Annotated in this window: 19 protein-coding genes; 5 read left to right on the forward strand and 14 right to left on the reverse strand. The window is 37.2% G+C overall.

Annotated elements, in window-relative coordinates:
- From F3J23_RS12710 to F3J23_RS12730, 5 genes are all read right to left on the reverse strand, one after another.
- A complete protein-coding gene (locus tag F3J23_RS12710) occupies positions 1 to 426 on the reverse strand; it encodes a DUF1801 domain-containing protein (RefSeq protein WP_167029350.1) in 426 nt (141 codons plus the stop codon).
- Positions 427 to 573: 147 nt separating this feature from the next.
- Positions 574 to 3,756 (reverse strand): carbamoyl-phosphate synthase large subunit, encoded by a 3,183-nt coding sequence (carB, locus tag F3J23_RS12715; protein WP_167029353.1) that lies wholly within the window; start codon positions 3,754 to 3,756, stop codon positions 574 to 576.
- Between the two features lie 59 nt (positions 3,757 to 3,815).
- A complete protein-coding gene (locus F3J23_RS12720; protein ID WP_167029356.1) occupies positions 3,816 to 4,169 on the reverse strand; it encodes a four helix bundle protein in 354 nt (117 codons plus the stop codon).
- Positions 4,170 to 4,210: 41 nt separating this feature from the next.
- On the reverse strand, positions 4,211 to 5,284 hold the full coding sequence (locus F3J23_RS12725; RefSeq protein ID WP_167029359.1) for a carbamoyl phosphate synthase small subunit: 1,074 nt from the start codon (positions 5,282 to 5,284) through the stop codon (positions 4,211 to 4,213).
- 223 nt (positions 5,285 to 5,507) lie between these two features.
- Positions 5,508 to 6,398, reverse strand: coding sequence for an aspartate carbamoyltransferase catalytic subunit (locus F3J23_RS12730; RefSeq protein WP_167029362.1), 891 nt, complete (start codon positions 6,396 to 6,398; stop codon positions 5,508 to 5,510).
- Positions 6,399 to 6,640: 242 nt separating this feature from the next.
- On the opposite strand from F3J23_RS12730, the gene F3J23_RS12735 reads away from it, so the two are divergent.
- Positions 6,641 to 7,102 (forward strand): Lrp/AsnC family transcriptional regulator, encoded by a 462-nt coding sequence (locus F3J23_RS12735; protein ID WP_167029365.1) that lies wholly within the window; start codon positions 6,641 to 6,643, stop codon positions 7,100 to 7,102.
- A gap of 449 nt (positions 7,103 to 7,551) precedes the next feature.
- Here F3J23_RS12735 and argH read toward each other — a convergent pair whose 3' ends face one another.
- From argH to F3J23_RS12780, 9 genes are all read right to left on the reverse strand, one after another.
- Positions 7,552 to 8,856, reverse strand: a complete 1,305-nt coding sequence (gene argH / locus F3J23_RS12740; RefSeq protein WP_167029368.1) for an argininosuccinate lyase — start codon at positions 8,854 to 8,856, stop codon at positions 7,552 to 7,554.
- Positions 8,857 to 9,028: 172 nt separating this feature from the next.
- Entirely contained in the window at positions 9,029 to 9,196 is a 168-nt protein-coding gene (locus F3J23_RS12745) for a hypothetical protein (protein WP_167029371.1), read from the reverse strand.
- An 8-nt stretch (positions 9,197 to 9,204) separates the two neighbouring features.
- Positions 9,205 to 10,287 (reverse strand): M20 family metallo-hydrolase, encoded by a 1,083-nt coding sequence (locus F3J23_RS12750; RefSeq protein ID WP_167029374.1) that lies wholly within the window; start codon positions 10,285 to 10,287, stop codon positions 9,205 to 9,207.
- Positions 10,262 to 11,056 (reverse strand): acetylglutamate kinase, encoded by a 795-nt coding sequence (argB, locus tag F3J23_RS12755; protein ID WP_167029377.1) that lies wholly within the window; start codon positions 11,054 to 11,056, stop codon positions 10,262 to 10,264. Before argB ends, F3J23_RS12750 begins: the two co-directional genes overlap by 26 nt.
- Before the next feature lie 78 nt (positions 11,057 to 11,134).
- Positions 11,135 to 12,094, reverse strand: coding sequence for an N-acetylornithine carbamoyltransferase (locus F3J23_RS12760; protein ID WP_167029380.1), 960 nt, complete (start codon positions 12,092 to 12,094; stop codon positions 11,135 to 11,137).
- A gap of 100 nt (positions 12,095 to 12,194) precedes the next feature.
- A complete protein-coding gene (locus tag F3J23_RS12765; RefSeq protein ID WP_167029383.1) occupies positions 12,195 to 13,334 on the reverse strand; it encodes an aspartate aminotransferase family protein in 1,140 nt (379 codons plus the stop codon).
- Positions 13,335 to 13,447: 113 nt separating this feature from the next.
- Positions 13,448 to 14,413: an N-acetyl-gamma-glutamyl-phosphate reductase gene (gene argC, locus F3J23_RS12770; protein ID WP_167029385.1), complete on the reverse strand. Its 966-nt coding sequence runs from the start codon at positions 14,411 to 14,413 to the stop codon at positions 13,448 to 13,450.
- Positions 14,414 to 14,465: 52 nt separating this feature from the next.
- A complete protein-coding gene (gene argG, locus F3J23_RS12775) occupies positions 14,466 to 15,662 on the reverse strand; it encodes an argininosuccinate synthase (RefSeq protein ID WP_167029388.1) in 1,197 nt (398 codons plus the stop codon).
- Positions 15,634 to 16,230 carry a GNAT family N-acetyltransferase gene (locus F3J23_RS12780; RefSeq protein ID WP_228455335.1) on the reverse strand — a complete coding sequence of 199 codons (597 nt, stop codon included), beginning with the start codon at positions 16,228 to 16,230 and terminating at the stop codon, positions 15,634 to 15,636. Before F3J23_RS12780 ends, argG begins: the two co-directional genes overlap by 29 nt.
- Before the next feature lie 160 nt (positions 16,231 to 16,390).
- On the opposite strand from F3J23_RS12780, the gene F3J23_RS12785 reads away from it, so the two are divergent.
- The 4 genes from F3J23_RS12785 to F3J23_RS12800 all read left to right on the forward strand — a co-directional run bounded on the left by F3J23_RS12785 (position 16,391) and on the right by F3J23_RS12800 (position 20,308).
- Positions 16,391 to 16,807, forward strand: a complete 417-nt coding sequence (locus tag F3J23_RS12785; RefSeq protein WP_167029391.1) for a helix-turn-helix domain-containing protein — start codon at positions 16,391 to 16,393, stop codon at positions 16,805 to 16,807.
- 181 nt (positions 16,808 to 16,988) lie between these two features.
- Positions 16,989 to 18,368, forward strand: a complete 1,380-nt coding sequence (locus F3J23_RS12790) for a porin (protein ID WP_167029396.1) — start codon at positions 16,989 to 16,991, stop codon at positions 18,366 to 18,368.
- 88 nt (positions 18,369 to 18,456) lie between these two features.
- Positions 18,457 to 20,037, forward strand: a complete 1,581-nt coding sequence (locus F3J23_RS12795; protein ID WP_167029398.1) for an MFS transporter — start codon at positions 18,457 to 18,459, stop codon at positions 20,035 to 20,037.
- Positions 20,038 to 20,080: 43 nt separating this feature from the next.
- Positions 20,081 to 20,308 carry a DUF6814 family protein gene (locus F3J23_RS12800; protein ID WP_167029401.1) on the forward strand — a complete coding sequence of 76 codons (228 nt, stop codon included), beginning with the start codon at positions 20,081 to 20,083 and terminating at the stop codon, positions 20,306 to 20,308.
- Positions 20,309 to 20,357: the final 49 nt, after the last annotated feature.

Genomic DNA, 20,357 nt, shown 5'->3' on the forward strand with positions numbered 1-20,357 from the left:
TCAGAATCCCAGTTCAGCTCCGTATTGTATCGCTGCTTGCAGAACTTGAATGTTTATCTCCTTTAATGCTTTGAATTTAATACAATACCCTGTTACGTTTGCCTTACCTATTTCTTTTCCATAGGTTTGGGGCAGATAGTTTTTATCCTTAATTCCCATAATATATACTGAAATTCCTGTTGTATTGGCACTCATTCCGATGCGGTAAAATTCTTTATTACTTCCGTCAGCATACTGCATAAGATAAGCCCCATATCCGATATTGGGATTCGAAACTGTTTTATTTTCCTCATTTTTCCCATCCAGAAACCATAATCTGCACTCTGGCAACGTTTTTAAAATGAGCTGATGCAGCTCCTGCATATCTTTACTCTTCGTTTCTGATTGGCTGTTGATGTAGTTCTGGATTTGTTCCTGGGTATTCATATATTGGTTATTATGGCAGGTTGTTTTTAACTCCTTTCATTTAAATTAGGAATATAATAAAATTAAGAAATTCAATATAACTGCAAAAAAAACCTCATAGATTTTTAAGATCTATGAGGTTTATGGTATTTATTTTTTTCTTCGAAATTACATTGTCTCCATTTTGAAGCTCATACTTTCGATTACTTTTAAAATGGCTTCTACCGTATCCATTGAAGTTAAGCAAGGAACACCATTCTCCACACTCATTCTTCTGATCTGGAATCCGTCTCTTTCTGCCTGCTTACCTTTTGTAGTGGTATTCACAACATACTGAACTTTTCCTTTCTGAATCAGATCGATAAGGTTTACACTTTCTTCACCGATTTTGTATCCTATTTTGCAAGGAATTCCTTTTTCTTCGAAGAACTTTGCTGTTCCTTCTGTTGCCCAGATTCTGAATCCTACTTCGTGGAATCTTGCTGCAAGAGCCGCAGCTTCTTCTTTATGCTTATCTGCTACTGTAAACAGGATTGAACCGTGCATCGGAACTTTTCTTCCTGCAGCAACCAATCCTTTGTAAAGTGCTTTTTCAAGCGTTGTGTCTTTCCCCATAACCTCTCCCGTTGACTTCATTTCAGGCCCTAGAGAGATATCCACTTTTGTTAGTTTTGAGAAAGAGAACACCGGAACTTTTACAAAAACGCCTTCTTTATTTGGAACTAATCCGTGTTCATATCCAAGATCTTTCAGTTTTTGTCCTAAGATCGCTTTTGTAGCAAGGTTAGCCATCGGAACTTCTGTAATTTTGGATAAGAAAGGAACTGTTCTTGAAGAACGTGGGTTTACTTCGATCACATATACATTTCCTTCGAAAAGAACATACTGGATATTCATTAACCCGATAACATTCAGACCTTTTGCCAGTCTCTTCGTATAGTCTACCAAAGTATCGATTTCGCTCTGAGAAATATTTTGTGGTGGATATACCGCGATTGAGTCTCCGGAGTGAACTCCTGCTCTTTCGATGTGCTCCATAATTCCTGGGATAACTACTGTTTCTCCGTCACAGATTGCATCTACTTCTATTTCTTTCCCTACCATGTATTTGTCTACCAATACCGGGTGTTCAGGACTCGCATCTACCGCGTACTCCATATAATGAGCTAATTCTGCTTCAGCATATACAATCTCCATTGCTCTACCTCCAAGAACGTAGCTCGGACGAACCAATACCGGGTAACCAATTTCGTTGGCAATTTTGATCGCTTCTTCTTTAGAAGTTGAAGTTCTTCCTTTTGGCTGAGGAATTCCAAGTTCCTGAAGGGCTTTCTCGAATTTATCTCTGTTTTCAGCTCTGTCAAGATCTTCTAATGAAGTTCCTAAGATCTGTACTCCGTGAGAAGCTAATTTATCTGCAAGGTTAATTGCAGTCTGTCCTCCGAACTGTACCACTACTCCTTTAGGTTTTTCAAGCTCGATGATGTTCATTACATCCTCTTCTGTAAGTGGTTCGAAGTATAGTTTATCAGAGATGGAGAAATCTGTAGAAACAGTTTCAGGGTTGTTATTGATAATAATTGCTTCGTAACCCATTTCTTTGATTGCCCATACAGAGTGAACGGTTGCATAATCAAATTCTACACCTTGCCCGATTCTGATAGGTCCTGAACCAAGTACGATGATCTTTTCTTTGTCTGAAACTACACTTTCATTCTCTTCTTCATAAGTTCCGTAGAAATAAGGGGTTTCAGATTCAAACTCAGCAGCACAGGTATCTACCATTTTATAAACCGGCATTACCCCGTTTTCTTTTCTGAAATTGAATACCTCACGTTCTTTTACATCCCAAAGAACAGCGATATTGATATCTGCGAAACCTAATCTCTTAGCTTCAATTAATGTTTCTTTGTCAAATTTATTAGCTGCGATAACTTTTTCGAAGTCAACTAATTTCTTCAGTTTCCAGATGAAGAATTTATCAATTTTACTCCATTCTACAATCTGTTCCCAATCGTATCCTCTTCTTAACGCATCTCCGATGATGAATAATCTCTCATCATCACACACTCTAATTCTTCTTTCGATTTCTTCAGCAGTAAGAGCCTGCGCCTGCTTGGTTTTTAAGCCTAAATGCTTGATTCCTGTTTCTAATGAACGGATAGCTTTCTGTAAAGATTCTTCAAGATTTCTTCCGATCGCCATTACTTCTCCGGTTGCTTTCATCTGAGTTGAAAGTCTTCTGTCCGCAGTTTCGAATTTATCGAATGGAAATCTTGGGAATTTTGTCACCACATAGTCAAGAGCCGGTTCAAAACATGCGTATGTTTTCCCTGTTACCGGATTCATAATTTCATCCAGTGTTAATCCTACTGCGATCTTTGCTGCGATCTTTGCAATCGGGTATCCTGTTGCCTTACTTGCTAACGCTGATGAACGGGATACTCTCGGGTTTACTTCGATGATATAGTAATCGAACGAATGTGGATCCAGAGCCAGCTGTACGTTACACCCACCTTCAATTCCTAAAGCTCTGATGATTTTTAAAGAGGCATTTCTCAGTAATTGATACTCTCTGTCTGAAAGCGTCTGAGAAGGTGCTACTACGATAGAGTCTCCTGTGTGAACACCTACCGGATCTATATTTTCCATGTTACAAACCACAATCGCATTGTCGTTGGCATCACGCATTACTTCGTATTCTATTTCTTTAAAACCTGCAATTGATTTTTCAATAAGACACTGAGTAACCGGGCTGTGTTTTAATCCCAATTCAGCAATCTCTTTCAATTCAACTTCTGTGGAAGCAATACCTCCTCCGGTTCCTCCCATCGTAAAAGCAGGACGAACAATTACAGGATAACCAATCTCATCAGCGAAAGCTAGCGCTCCTTCTACTGTATTCACGATATCAGATTCTGGTACCGGCTCATTCAATTCTCTCATCAGCTCACGGAAAAGATCTCTGTCTTCTGCTCTGTTGATTGCAGAAAGCTTCGTTCCCAATACTTCCACTTTGCATTCTTCAAGAATTCCTGATTTTTCCAATTCCACTGCCATGTTCAGTCCTGTCTGACCTCCAAGCGTTGGTAATAGTGCATCCGGACGCTCTTTTCTGATGATGTGGCTTACAAACTGTAAGGAAATCGGCTCGATGTATACTTTATCCGCGATTTCAACATCCGTCATGATTGTTGCAGGGTTTGAATTGATCAAAATTACTTTGTAGCCTTCTTCTTTCAAAGACAGACAAGCCTGCGTTCCTGCGTAATCAAATTCAGCTGCCTGACCGATAATGATAGGTCCTGAACCGATTACTAAAATTGTTTTTATATCTGTACGTTTTGCCATTTTTCTTTTTTTAGATACAAGATGTTAGATGTCAGATGTCAGACTTCCAATATCGTGTTTTACTTTTTTAAATTAGATTTGAATGTATAAATCATTCTTTGAATTTCATTCAGATTTGATATTAAACTATTAACTTTTTCTACTTCGAGCAAATTTAATTCTCTGGTTAAAATTAACTGTGTCTGTAACTCAAAAGAGGAAGCATTTGCAATTCCAAGAAAATGATAAAACTTTCTGTCATTATTTCTTCCTGCTCCTTCTGCTATATTAGAAGGAATAGAGATTACAGATCTTTTAATTTGAGAAACCAGACCAAACTTTTCATCCTTTGGGAGATCAGCACAAATTATATAGACTTGTTTTGCAAGTTCTATAGATTTCTTCCAAAAAACCAGTTTTTCAAAATTATGCATGATAGAGTCTGTTATCTGATGTCTAATATCTGATGTCTTTCTTACTTCTTAAAGTCCTCCATCATTTGAATGAACTCATCAAACAGGTAGTTTGCATCTTCAGGGCCAGGGCTTGCTTCCGGGTGATACTGAACTGAGAAACAAGGGTAAATTTTGTGTTTCAATCCTTCGTTTGTTCTGTCATTCAGAGCGATGTGCGTTTCTATGAGGTCTGTTCCTTTTAAACTTTCCTGATCTACGGCATATCCATGGTTCTGAGAAGTAATTGCTACTCTGTTTTTTTCTAAGTCTAACACCGGGTGGTTTCCTCCTCTGTGTCCGAATTTCAGCTTGAAAGTTTTTGCTCCACAAGCAAGACCAATGAGCTGATGTCCTAAACAAATTCCGAAGATTGGAACTTTTCCTAATAATCCTCTGATCATATCTAAAGCGTGTGGTACATCTTCCGGGTCACCAGGACCATTTGATAACATAATTCCATCCGGATTCATCAACAGGATCTCTTCTGCTGTCGTATCCTGAGAAACTACAATGATATCGCAATTTCTTTGAGATAATTCTCTGATGATACCCAGTTTTGCTCCGAAGTCTACCAGTACTACTTTAAAGCCTCTGTTAGGATTTGCATAAGGTGTTTTTGTAGAAACCTCTTCTACCTGATTGGTTGGGAAGTTTGTTGACTTCAGTTCTGATGCTACTGCATTTTCATCTGCATCAGCATTTACAATTTTTCCTTTCACCACTCCGGAATTACGAAGAATTCTTGTTAGTCTTCTTGTATCTATCCCTGAAATTCCTGAAAGGTTTTTCTTTTTAAATAATTCATCTAAAGTAATCTGAGTACGGAAATTGGAAGGAAGATCGCAAAGTTCTTTTACGATAAGCCCTTTGATTGCCGGCTCGATACTTTCATAATCATCACGGTTAATACCATAATTCCCGATAAGCGGATAGGTCATACAAACTATCTGACCGCAATAAGACGGGTCAGAGATCAATTCCTGATACCCTGTCATTCCGGTATTGAAAACTACTTCCCCTGCAGTTTCCAATTCTGCTCCGAAACCTTCTCCATGAAACACTTCACCGGACTCCAGTATTAATTTTTTCTTCATTTTTTCTATTTAGATTTTCTTTTTTTATTAACAGGTCGCCTCTACGAGGCTTATATAATCTTTCTCTTTATTATATCCACAGGTTGCACCTATGGCTATTAGCAGGTCGCCCCTCCGGGGCTTGGATTATCTATATCCTTTTGTTTCCGTGGGTTTCCCCATTGCTATTAACAGGTCGCCCCTCCGGGGCTCGCTATACTTTTTGTTTTTATCTTGACTCTTTTTATTCAAAGGTATATCCCTTACTTTCTAACGCTTCTTTTAAAATCGCCATTCTTGCGAAAACTCCATTTTGCATTTGCTTGAAGACTCTTGATCTTTTGCATTCCACAAGGTCTGAATCAATCTCAACTCCTCTGTTGATGGGAGCCGGATGCATAATGATGGCTTCTTTTTTCATAGCCTGCTCTCTTTCTTTTGTTAAACCATATCTTTTATGGTATTCCGATGCGCTGAAGCTCATAGCGGCGTCATGTCTTTCATGTTGGATTCTCAATAACATCAGCACATCTACTTCTGCGATCAGTTCATCTACAGAAAGGTAAGTTCCGTTGATTAGGGCACCTTCGTCAAACCATTGTTCCGGTCCTGAGAAATATACTTTTGCTCCTAATCTTCTTAATGCTTCTGCGTTTGAGTTGGCCACACGGCTGTGTTTTACATCTCCTACAATTCCAACTTTTAATCCTTCAAATGTTCCGAATTCCTGATAGATAGTCATCAGGTCCAGCATACATTGAGAAGGGTGATTTCCTGTTCCGTCCCCTCCATTAATTACAGGAATATTTATATTTTCTAATTCTTCAAAATATCGGTCTTTCTTATCTCGAATGACCACCAAATTGACTCCTATACTTTCAATGGTTCTTACCGTATCATAAAGGCTCTCTCCTTTGTTTACCGAACTGTGAGAAGCATCAAAAGGAACAACCTGCAGTCCTAGTTTTCTTTCTGCAAGATCAAAACTTGTTTTCGTTCTTGTACTGTCTTCGAAGAAAAGATTTGAGCAAAAAACTTCTCCTTCAATTTTCGCAGTTTTACCGTTTGCAAAAGCCAGAGCTTCTGTCAGTATACTGTTGATTCTCTCGGTGCTTAGTTCTGTAATCGTAAACATAATTCTTATTTTTGGGCATAAAAAAAGCGAAGACAACAATCTTCGCTTAATAACAATAAATATCGTAAAGGGCGCTTTCGCCCGGTAAATCTAATGATATAAATACTTTTTTATTCATTAGGTGCAAAGATACAACAATTTTATGAACCTACAAAAATTAAGTTTAAAATAAATTAAAAACTTCAGTCTTTCCTTATTGTCATTTAAAATTAATATTTTTGTTAAAAACTCAAATTAGTTCTATGGATTTAAAAGACAAAATGATTCTCAGCATTATTCAGGAAGACTCTACATTATCTGTTAAGGAAATTTCCGAAAGGATTGGTCTTACCTTTACCCCTACGTATGAAAGAATCAAACAATTGGAAAAACATGGGATCATTGAAAAATATGTTGGACTTTTAAACCGTGAGAAACTGGGGTTAAATATTATCGTGTATTGCAATGTTCGTCTTAAAGAGCAGTCCAAGAAAGTATTGGAAACTTTTGAGAAAAACATCGGGAAATATGACGAGGTTCAGGAAATCACCAGTCTTTCCGGGGAATACGATTATATGCTGAAGATCATCGCCAAAGATATCAACTCTTATAATGAATTTGCTGTTAATGTTATTTCCAACCTCCCTAACATTGGACAATACCACAGTTCCATCGTACTTCACGAGGTGAAAAAATCTACCAAGTTTAAAATTGATCTGGAATAAGTCCTTTTATTTTAAGCTCAATATTAATTCCGGTTTCACTTGCTGAAAATTTTTGATTTTCTTGTGTCTTAAAAAACAATATACATCATTATCATTTTGCGCCTTTGTGTCTATAACATATTTTCTTTCGATCTCTTATTTTGTTAGAAAAACGCAAAGGCGTAAAAGAAAATTTAAAAGCTTCATATATAAGGGAGAAGAGTAATTAAGGAATTCGCAGGCGAATTTTAAAACTATAATGCTTTTTTAACTTACTTTAAAGTCTTCATCTACCTTAATAATATAGTCAATCATTAAATTCAAAGAGCAGAGTAAAATCAAACCATTAAGATTACCTAAGCAGGTAAGATTTAAGATTAAGGATTTACAAACGGATGTAAGGCAGTAGCTAAAGTATCAAAACTCCGCAACTCCAGCTTAAGCATACTACAACCTTAATGGTTTTGATTCTAACCCAATAATTTATTCTTCAGTTTATTGAACTGGTATTCTATTTTGTCCAAACAAAGATTTCCGATACTTCCCTGATGGGTATGATCGAGGTTTCCCGGTTCGAACTCAAACTCATTATTTTCTATCTCCTGTCCTACTTTTACATAAGCATCGCGGAATGAGCTTCCGTTTTTCACTTCCTCATTAATCTTTTCTACACTGAACAGATATTTGTATTTCTCATCCTCCAGAATTCCGTCTTTTACCTGAATATTCGGCAAAGTATAACTCAATATCTCTAAACATTCTTTTAAAGAATCGATGGCAGGGAAAAGAATTTCTTTAGTCAATTGTACATCTCTGTGATATCCTGAAGGAAGATTATTGGTTAAAAGAATCAACTCATTAGGAAGAGACTGGATTCTGCTGCATCGCGCACGCACCAGTTCAAAGATATCCGGATTCTTTTTATGAGGCATAATACTGCTCCCCGTGGTAAATTCTTTCGGAAAGCTGATGAAATCAAAATTCTGATTCAGATACAGACATACATCATATGCAAATTTACCAAGAGTTCCGGCTAAAGTAGCCATCGACATTGCCAATATTTTTTCCGATTTCCCACGGGTCATCTGAGCATATACTGAATTATAGTTCATTGACTGGAAGCCTAAGTTATAAGTCGTGCTTTCACGATTGATAGGAAATGAGGAACCATAACCTGCAGCAGATCCCAACGGATTTTTATTGATGATATTTTTTACTGAAAATAGCATTTCAACATCATCCAGAAGTGCTTCTGCATAAGCACCGAACCACAATCCAAAAGATGAAGGCATTGCAATCTGCAAATGGGTATATCCTGGAAGCAATACATTTTTATGTTGATCTGCCAACTGAATCAGGATCTGAAAAAACTCATCCGTAAGTGCTGTGATCTCACGGATCTCATCCAGCAAATACAATTTAATATCCAGCAAAACCTGATCATTTCTTGATCTTGCAGTGTGAATTTTCTTTCCTGTATCGCCTAATTCTTCGATCAGGATTGCTTCTACCTGAGAATGGATATCCTCAGCTTCTTTATCAATTTCAAAACTCCCGTCTTCAATTTTTTCTAAAATAATATTTAAAACAGACAGCATCTGCTGCGATTCTTCGTGAGAAATAATCCCTGTTTCTGCAAGCATTTTACAATGTGCCATTGAACCTTTTACATCGTATTTTGCAAGGCGCTCATCAAAGTCAAGATCTTTCCCGACTGTAAACTGATTAACTAATATATTGGTGGCAAGGTCATCCTTCTGCCATATTTTTTTCATATGTAAATCTTTATTTAACTAAGGTCTCCTATGTAATGATCTTTTTACCTATTTCTATGTACCGGAAAATTCCGATGATGATTTCACAATAAACCTGATTTAAAATATTTGATGATTTTGACATGCCCAGCAAGGCAATCCTTATTACTATTAACTATAAAAAAACATTTCCTTATGTAAAGTTTTCATTTCTAATATTCTTTTTTGCATAAATCCTTATTAAAAACTCAACTTTTAATGCCTGCTGAGCAACGTCAAAACATATATTGAACTGGAAGTCTGAGGCTGAAAGCTGGAAGTTAATCACATACTGTAATAACTTCCATCGTCCTACACCCATCTTCCATTTTATAACACTTTTTCTAAAATTCTGATGTAGATTTCTATACCTTCTTCTATTTCGCTGATATAGATATATTCATCTGCTGTGTGAGAGCGCCTGCTGTCTCCAGGCCCCAATTTCACAGAAGTACATGGAATAATCGCCTGATCAGAGGAAGTTGGTGATCCGTAGGTTGTCCTCCCTATTTCAAGACCAGCCTGTACAAACGGATGATCCATTTCTATCTTTGAAGAGTTCAGCCTGAAAGATCTCGCTGTAAGTGTAGATTTCATCTGAGACTGAATAATTTCAAAAGCTTCTTTGTTTGAATATTCATCTGTTACCCTCACATCCAGCGTAAAGTTGCACGACTCCGGCACTACATTATGCTGTACTCCGGCACGGATCCCCGATAAAGTAACCTTAACTTCTCCCAGATATTCTGACACTTTGGGAAATTCAAAGTTTAAAATACTCTGCAGATCCTCCATACATTTTATAATCGAGTTATCATCATTAGGATGAGCAGCATGAGAAGGAGTTCCTTTCATTTCTCCATCAATCACCAGAAGTCCTTTTTCGGCAATCGCCAGATTCATCTGCGTGGGTTCTCCTACAATAGCGAGTTCTACATTGGGTAGTTGCGGAAAAAGAGCTTCAATTCCATCAAATCCTGAAATCTCCTCCTCAGCTGTCAAAGCAATAACTAAATTATATTTTAAATCTTCTTTATCAAAAAAATGTAAAAATACCTGAGCCATGGAAACAAGAGACGCTCCGGCATCATTACTTCCCAAACCGTATAACTTTCCATCTTTTTCAATCGGCACAAACGGATCAAGTGTGTATGCTTTATTCGGCTTTACCGTATCATGATGGGTATTCAGCAAAACTGACGGTTTGAATACATCAAAATGCTTATTAACCGCCCAGATATTATTTTTAAAGCGTTTGGTAGGGATCTGATGTTTCTTGAAAAAGTTTTCAATCTCTACCGATGTATTGAATTCATCTTTACTAAATGAAGGAATTTCAATCAAATTTTTAAGTAATCCGACCGCATTATTCAACAATTCTTCTTTATTATAAACAGATTTCAGTTCCTGCATGATGATTTTCTATATGGTTTTTCAATTCGGTTTCTTTGATCAGAAACACTTTATCTACATTATTTTTTATAGCTCCAAGAGCATTTTCAAGTTTGGGTAAAATCCCTTTGTGAAGTTTTCCTTCTTCTTTTAAAACCGTAAACTCTTCTTCAGATACGGTTTTGATTAAGGATTCCGGATCATTTACATCTTCAAGAACACCTATTTTATCAAAACAATACAACAGTTCAACTTCATATTTTTCAGTTAAGGCCTGAGCCATCACAGAGGCAATTGTATCTGCGTTGGTATTGAAAAGGTTTCCTTTTCTGTCATGAGTAATCGCTGAAAACACAGGAACAAGATCCAGTTTGATCAATTTCGAAAGCAGCTTCTTATTCACACTTTTTTTACTGATATCTCCCACAAACCCAAAATCAATCTCAGGATCTTCTCTCTTCTTAGCTTTAATCAAATTTCCGTCTGCTCCAGAAAAACCGATTGCATTGCATTTCTTCTGCTGCAGTTTTTCAACAATATTTTTATTGATTCCTCCTGCATACACCATCGTCACAATATCCAGTGTTTCTTTATCGGTAATCCTTCTTCCATTGATCATCTTTTGCTCTACACCAAGCTTATCAGCCAAAGTTGTTGCTAATTTTCCACCGCCGTGAACAAGAATCTTCTTTTCTCTTATTTCTGAAAACTGATCTAAAAACTGATCCAGTAATTGTTCATCATCAATGAGCGCTCCGCCAATTTTTATGATGTATAACTTTTCTTTCATTGTATGTTCTTTTAGATTCTTACTTCTTCCAATCCTTGTCAGAGTTTAGAACCTTGACAAGGATCAATCAGCAGAGGATTATCCGGCATTCAGTTCATCTAAAATTTCACTGAATACAGCCTGCGCTGAGAAAATACGGTTCTTTGCCTGCTGATAAATAATTGAATTTTCTCCGTCCATTACCTCATCACTCAATTCCACATTACGGCGAACGGGAAGACAGTGCATTACTTTTGCCTGATTAGTATTGTCTAGTTTCGCATTGGTTAACATCCAATCTCCTTTCACTTCCGGCATAGCAGCGTAATCATCAAAAGAGGACCAGTTTTTAACATAAATGAAATCAGCATCTTTTAACGCCTCATCCTGATCATGAATTACTTTTACATCTTTTGTAAAATTTGTATCTAGATCATACCCTTCCGGATTCGCAATTACCAACTCTACATCCATTTCCTGCATCCATTCTGCAAAAGAGTTTCCAACAGCATGTGCAATAGGTTTAATATGCGGAGCCCAGGTTAATACAACTTTTGGTTTACGATCTTTTTTCCAGTTTTCCGTAATTGTGATACAGTCTGCCAGGCTTTGCAGCGGGTGGCGGGTTGCCGACTCCAACGAAACCACAGGCACTTTTGCATGTTTTTCGAACTGGCTTAGAATACTTTCATTCACATCATCTTCTTTGCTCTTCATTCCTGCAAAACAACGCACTGCAATGATGTCACAATATTGATTCAGAACTTCAATAGCATCTTTAATGTGCTCCACCGTATCACCGTTCATTACTGCTCCATCAGCAAATTCAAGATTCCAGGCTTCCTGTGCTGCGTTTAATGTCAGCACATTCAATCCCAGATTTTGAGCTGCAATCTGACTGCTCAGACGAGTTCTAAGGCTGGAATTTAAAAATACAAGTCCTATTGTTTTTCCTTTCCCTTTTTCTGTTTCAGAAAGCGGATCTGCTTTTATTTCTAAAGCTTTTTTTATGATTCCCTGTAAGCTTTCAACATCACTTACAGTGGTAAATTTTTTCATTTTGAATTGATTTTAAAGATTTTTACCTATAAATTTTTGATCTAACCAAAAAGACATAAAAGCTTTTATGGTTAAAAGATCTTAAAGGCCGGCTGCTTGTTTAGATTCCTTCTAATACTGTTTTCAAGGCCTTGATAAAAAGATCCGTTTCCTCTTTTTTGATATTCAGTGCCGGAAGAATCCTTAAAACACTTTTATCATTTGAGTTTCCGGTGAAAATATGATGATCAAATAGTAAACTTTTCCTCACTTCAGAACAGTCTCTGTCCAGCTCTATTCCAATCATCAACCCTTTCCTTCGGATGGATTTAATATGTGGTAATTCTTTAATTTCATTTTCAATATACTCACCCATCTGTTGAGCATTTTCGATAAGATTTTCATCTTTCATTACATCCAGAACAGCAATTGAAGCCGCACAAGCCAGATGATTTCCACCGAATGTTGTTCCCAGCAAACCGTTACTTGCCTGGAATTTCGGATGAATCAAAACTCCGCCCACGGGAAAGCCATTTCCCATTCCTTTAGCCGTTGTAATAATATCCGGCTGAATATCAAATTCCTGGTGCGCAAAGAAATAGCCGCTTCTTCCGTATCCTGACTGCACCTCATCCAAAATAAGAACAGCATCATATTTTTCGCACAGTTCTTTAATTTTAGATAAAAATTCCTGTGTAGGAATCATAATTCCTCCTACTCCTTGAATTCCTTCTATAATTACAGAAGAGATTTCATTTCCATACTTCTCAAAAGCTTCTTCAAGCCCTTGTACATCATTCCATTCTGATTTGATAAATCTTTCTGAAAAGTTAACCGGAGCAACAATTTTCGGATTGTCTGTTACAGAAACTGCTGCGGAAGTTCTTCCATGAAATGAGCCAGAAAAATAAAGGACCTTGCTTTTCCCATTATGAAATGAAGCCAGTTTTAAAGCATTTTCATTAGCTTCAGCTCCTGAATTACATAAGAAAAGATGGTAGTCTTCATATCCGGAAAGCTTACCTAACTTTTCTGCAAGCTCAGTCTGTAATTCATTCTGAACAGAATTGGAATAAAAAGATATTTTTTCCAATTGGTCCTTCAGCTTATTCTGATAATGCGGATGATTATGACCAATAGAGATTACTGCATGACCTCCATAAAAATCAAGATACTGTTCTCCTTTATCATCCCAAAGAAAAGAACCTTGTGCTTTAACCGGATTTATATTGAATAATGGATATACGTTGAATAAATTCATTTTTTGTTGCTAGTTGTTAGTTGATGGTTGAAAGTTTACAGGTCTAAATAGTTATTCTTTATACTACTACAACCTATCATCTGCAACTTTCTACCTTATTATTACATTTTATGTTAGAATGCTATCGGTTTTAAATTCAATCCTGCATTTTCCTCCCAGTTCATAGCCAGATTCATATTCTGTACCGCTTGTCCTGAAGCGCCTTTTAACAAATTGTCAATCGCTGAATGAACAACAATAACATTTCCATTCTTTTCGATCTGAATCACACAGCGATTGGTATTGACAACCTGTTTTAAATCAATTGCGTTTTTGCTAACTGTAACAAAAGGTTCCTCCGCATAGAAATCCTGATATAATTGCTCTATTTCCTCCAGCTCCATATCCGTCTTCATGGTGGAGCTTGTAAAAATCCCTCTTGCAAAATCTCCTCTCCACGGAACAAAATTCAGGTTTACTTCTTTATTATTGAATGACACCAATTGTTGTAAAATCTCATCTACATGCTGATGTGTCAAAGTTTTATACGCCGATACATTATCATTTCTCCACGTAAAATGCGTCGTTGCCTGTAAAGACTGCCCGGCTCCCGTAGAACCTGTGATTCCCGTTGTAAAAACTTCGTCCAGCATTTTCTTGTCTGCTAAAGGCAGCAAAGCCAATTGAATTGCCGTTGCAAAACATCCCGGATTAGCAATACTTTTTGCTCCCAGCAGTTGTTTTTTATTAACTTCAGGCAATCCGTAGATAAAATTTCTATTTTCAAAATTTCCATCCAAACGGAAATCATTTCCTAAATCAATGACTAACGTTTCATCTTTAACAGGGTTTTGAGCTAACCAATTCTGACTTTCTTTGTGGGGAAGACATAGAAAAAGAATGTCTACCTCTTCAGGTTTATCCGTCAGAACTTTTTCACAAACCGTCGTTAAATCCGGGTACAGATCCGATATTCTTGTTCCCGAATTCGAACGACTATATAAAAAACTCAATGTCACATGGGGATGGAAAGCCAGCAAACGAATCAGCTCACTTCCTGTATAACCGTTGGCACCAACTATTCCTACTGTTTTCTTCATATTGTAATCAACAGGAACATCTCCTGTCTTTTATTAAATCGTCCCCTCGGAACTAGTTGATATTTTGATTGATCTGATGATATATATTTAAAGAATTGCTTACAATCTTGGTATATCCTTTTACATCGTCTCCCGTCCAGGCTCTGTTTGCTTCACCATAGCTTCCGAATTTATCAGACATTAAATCATGATCAGATTCAATACCGTTCAAAACAAATCTGTACGGATGAAGGGTTACAAATACTTTTCCAGTTACAGTTTTCTGAGAATCTGTTAAAAAGGATTCTATATTTCTCATTACAGGATCCAGGAAAAGCGCTTCATGAAGCCAGTTTCCATACCAATCGGATAATTGAGACTTCATCATCTGCTGATATTTTGAAAGCGTATGTTTCTCCAATAAATGATGTGCTTTGATAATCACTGATGCTGCAGCTGCTTCAAATCCCACTCTCCCTTTAATTCCTACAATCGTATCTCCTACATGAATATCCCGGCCAATTCCGTAAGCAGAAGCTAATTCTTCAATCTTTTGGATCGCATATACAGAATGTTCAAAATTTTCTCCGTTAACAGCAATTACTTCTCCGTTTTTAAATTCTACCTCCAGTTCTGAGGGCTGAGTTTCTTTGATCTGTGACGGAAACGCTTCTTCCGGCAGATAATTTCTTGAAGTCAGTGTTTCTTTTCCTCCCACTGAAGTCCCCCAAAGTCCTTTATTCACTGAATATTGTGCTTTTTGGAATTCCATTTCATACCCATGATTTTTCAGGAATTCAATCTCTTCTTCACGGGATAAAGCCATATCACGGATTGGCGTAATGATCTCAATATTCGGACACATCACCTGGAAAATCAAATCAAAACGAACCTGATCATTCCCCGCACCTGTACTTCCGTGAGCAATTGCATCTGCATTAACTTCAACTGCATATTTTGCAATTTCCTGAGCCTGAATCGTACGTTCAGCACTTACAGAAAGAGGATAGGTGTTATTTTTCAATACATTCCCGAAAATCAGATACTTTACACATGAATTATAATAGTCTTCCTGAGCATCTACGCACCTGTATTCTTTGACCCCAAGATTTAAAGCTTTTCTCTCCAACTCTTTTTCTTCTTCCTTAGAAAAACCTCCGGTATTTACAGTTACAGCATACACATCATATCCTAGTGTTTCACTAAGATATTTAGCACAGTAGGAAGTATCCAGACCTCCACTAAACGCTAAGATGACTTTTTTCTTCATAATATTGATTTTCAGGCTGATTGTTCACAACCTCATTTTTTTTTTGATTTTCAGGAACAAATAACATGGCTGTACATAAACAGTTTTTACGTTCCTTTTTCATTAAAATATCATAGTTCACACAGTTCTTGCAGCCATTCCAGAATTCTTCATCCTGAGTCAGTTCAGAATAAATTACCGGCTTATAACCTAAATCACTATTGATTTTCATTACCGCAAGACCTGTTGTTAACCCGAATACTTTTGCTTCCGGATATTTTTCTCTAGATAATTGGAAAACTTTATGTTTGATCTGAGTTGCTACTCCCCCGTTCCTGAATTTCGGAGACACAATCAGCCCCGAATTAGCCACAAACTTCCCATGTGACCAGGTCTCTATATAACAAAAACCTACCCACTCACCGTTTTCAGTGGCTACCACAGCATTGCCTTCTGAAATCTTCTTACTCAAATATTCTATAGAACGTTTTGCGATTCCCGTTCCTCTACGCTGTGCAGAATCATACATTTCCTGCTGTATTTCACTCACATACATTAGATGTTCGCATGAGGAAATTTCTATTTCCATTTATTTATCTAAATTTTTTGGCAAATTTAAAATATAATTTCTTTTAAATCCAAATAAAAAAGATATTTTTTTTGTTTAAAAATATTATACAGGTAAATTTATCTTTGATGAAAAATATACTTTTGCTAAATTATTATATATTTGCTAAAATAATATAGTTATGGAAAACACCTGTCCAAAATGCAACAGCAGCAAAATAGTAAAAAGTGGTATCATCAATGAAAAACAAAGATTTCACTGCAAAGACTGTAACTATTACTTTACCGTTAAAAAGCTGGGGAAACAGATTGATGATTATTATGTTACCAAAGCGCTCCAGCTTTATCTGGAAGGGCTAAGCTATCGTGAAATTGAGAGGATTATCGGTGTTTCCCATGTTACCATAAGTTCGTGGATTAAAAAATACAATATCACCAGACCTCCTCATTCCGAATTCCATCCTGTCTATAAGATCTTAAAGCAAAACGAACTGATCGAGTATATCGCACAGGAGGAGAATATTAAAAATGCAGGGATTATTATTACTCAGTTTGCAGACAAATATATGTTGATTAAGTGGGAAAGGTTTAAGAAATAGACCGATATTAAAACATATAAATCAATCATTTAAAATATAAAATCCCTATTTTATATTTTCCTTTTAAACCTCAACTATCAAAAAACTATATAATTACCAATAATATATATTAAATTTTCGTAAATAAATTATTAATTACAATTTGGCATTCACAAAAAACAACGCCAAAAATTGATAATTTATGAAGAAATTACTTACATTCATTGGATTAGCCCTAATCAGTAGTTCTCTATACTCGCAAGGCTCTCCTGATTATGGCAGCGGCTTAAAGGTAAACCTCAATCCTGACGGAGATAAATTTATCAGATTTATCTTATGGGACCAGCTTTGGCTGAGAAATACTTCAATGAATCCCGGAAGTATGGTTGGAGGTGAACCTACAGACAATTCCTGGAGCATAGGAAACCGAAGATTACGTGCTCTGGCCTATGCTCAGATCTCTAAAAGATATATGATCCTACTACACTTTGGAATCAACAACCAAACTTTCATTAACGGTGGTGCCACAGGCACTTCAGGCACAGGAGGTTATGGAAACGGAAAGAAAACCCAGTTGTTTTTCCATGATGCCTGGAACGAATATGCAGTTATTTTACCTGGAGAAGCCGGAAAATTCAGTTTATCTTTAGGAGCAGGTCTTCATTATTATATGGGACTTTCCCGTATGACCATGGCTTCCACATTAAATTTCCTTACCATAGACTCTCCGGTTTTCTCCTGGCCGTTAATTGATAATTCTGACCAGTTCGCAAGACAGCTTGGGATGTTCGCAAAAGGCAAATACGGAAAGCTGGAATACCGTTTCAGCTTAAACAAACCTTTTGCCACTGATCTTATCCCGGCAAATGTGACCGATCCCGCAAAAGCTGTAGCTGTAGACAACAACGGAAATCCTAATTTTTCTAAAGCAGGATATGTTGAATACCAATTCCTTGACGAGGAGTCCAATACACTCCCTTTTAAAGTAGGTTCTTATCTCGGAACCAAAAGAGTATTCAATGTAGGTGCCGGATTTTATCATCAGAAAGATGGAACCAGAACTTCTGTGAACTCCAATATTGAAAAACATGATATTAGTCTTTTTGCTGTGGATGCTTTTGCTGATATTCCATTGGGTCAGGCAAAAAATAAAATGGCAGTTTCCGCATATGCAGGATATTACAATTACAATTTCGGTCCGAACTACGTAAGAAATCTGGGAACGATGAATATTGCCGCCTCCGATCCTAATTTCATTGGAAATAAAGCTATCGCAGGTCCCGGAAATCTGCAGCCAACCATCGGAACAGGTAATATTATCTATGCACAGGCAGGTTTACTATTGCCAAGCCAGGCAGAAAAACCCAAAATCAGAATACAGCCTTTTGCAGCCTATACCCATAAAAGCTTTGAAGCTTTTGATCACTCATCCAATCAATTTGATGTAGGAGCCAACTGGTTCATAGACGGACATCATGCAAAAATCACCACCCAATATTCAACAAGGCCTGTATATACAAGTCCTACGGAAAGTCCCTCTTCAAAAGGAGAATTCATTGTACAGTTCCAGATCTACTTATAAAAAAACCTAAGAATAACGAAAAGGTTTAAAATTAATTTCATCTTGAATGACTTAATACTCTATTCCAATAACACAAAAACTAATCTATATGAGCGAAAATCATCACGAAAACTACGAAAATATGACCGAAAGGCAGAAAAACCGTACCATCTGGAGCGTAATTACAGCCTCATCCCTCGGAACACTTATAGAATGGTATGATTTCTACATTTTCGGAAGTTTAGCTATCGTTTTAGCTACCAAATTTTTCCCGGCAGATAATCCTACTGCAGCATTTTTATCTACGCTAGCCACGTTTGCTGCAGGATTTGTGGTAAGGCCTTTCGGAGCTTTATTCTTCGGAAGACTGGGAGATATTATAGGAAGAAAATATACTTTTCTTGTCACTCTGCTGATCATGGGATTTTCTACATTCCTTATTGGATGTATTCCCAGCTATGAAACCATAGGATTCATGGCTCCTGTTCTGGTTCTGATTTTGAGATTACTACAAGGATTGGCTCTGGGAGGAGAATACGGAGGAGCAGCTACCTATGTTGCCGAGTACGCCCAACCTCATCGAAGAGGATACTGGACCTCATGGATCCAAACTACAGCAACGGCAGGACTTTTCATATCACTGATTGTAATTCTGATCACAAAAACATCTCTTTCTCCTGAAGAATTTGACAGTTGGGGATGGAGGGTTCCTTTCTGGATCTCTATTTTGATGGTGGGAGTTTCTTATATCATCAGAAAGAACATGAAGGAATCTCCACTTTTTGCCAAAGCGAAAAGCGAAGGAAAGACTTCTAAAAACCCATTAAAAGAAAGTTTCGGAAATAAATACAACTTCAAATTTGTACTATTGGCATTATTCGGGGCCGCAATGGGACAAGGTGTTATCTGGTATACGGGACAATTCTATGCCATGAGTTTCCTGCAAAAGGTGATGAATGTAGAGTCTGCACAGGTAGATTCCCTGATGGCTACGGCTTTATTTTTAGGAACACCTTTTTTTGTATTCTTTGGATGGCTTTCTGATAAGATCGGAAGAAAAGCCGTTATGATGACAGGAATGCTGATCGCTATTTTAGCCTACCGGCCTATTTATGACAGTATGTTTAAAAGTGTCAATCTGGAAAACAAAACCGTTGCTGCTAATGGAATTACAGAGAAAAGAACCGCCAAAATACATAACGATATTGCCACCGACAGCCTCTTTACATTCCATAAAGAAACACTTTACACAGATGGGACTTTAATCAAAAAAGACAGCATTACTCATTGGTCTCCAAGCGGCCCGGTAATGAAAGACGGAAAAGCCGAAGAACCTAAAGTTTCCCAAACAGTAAAGCTAAGCGATGATACAAAATGGTATCTGATTTTCCTTGTATTTATTCAGGTAATATTTGTAACAATGGTTTACGGGCCAATTGCCGCTTTCCTTGTTGAAATGTTCCCGGTGAGAATCCGTTATACTTCAATGTCTTTGCCTTACCATATCGGAAATGGAGTTTTCGGAGGCCTTCTCCCCGCAGTTGCCACTTACCTGGTTACGACAGGCAAAGAAGCAGGACACGCAACCTGGTACCTTGAAGGACTGTGGTATCCGATTGGAGTTGCCGCTGTGTGTCTCATCATCGGATTATTTTATCTTAAAAATAAGAACAATAATCTTCACGATTAAGTACTGAATCACTCAAATTTTTATTAATTTTAAAACTATTAAAATGAACGGAGTAAAAAAAATATTAGGCATTCTCTGGATTGCAATAGCACTGGTTGTAGGCTATTTCGGAATAACGGTATTAGGAATCCCGAAGATCAGTTCCGGAAAGCAGGAAGACCTTGTTTTCGGCATCATCATCTTATTTGTTCTGATGCCGATCATCTCAGGCGGAATGGCAGTTTTTGGCTATTACGCATTAACGGGAGAATATTCTGACGATAATGTTTAAAAACATAGCCTAAAAAAAAGCCTTGTCAAGGTTTTAAACCTTGACAAGG

The sequence above is a fragment of the Chryseobacterium sp. Tr-659 genome (assembly GCF_011752975.1).
Classification (GTDB): Bacteria; Bacteroidota; Bacteroidia; order Flavobacteriales; family Weeksellaceae; genus Chryseobacterium.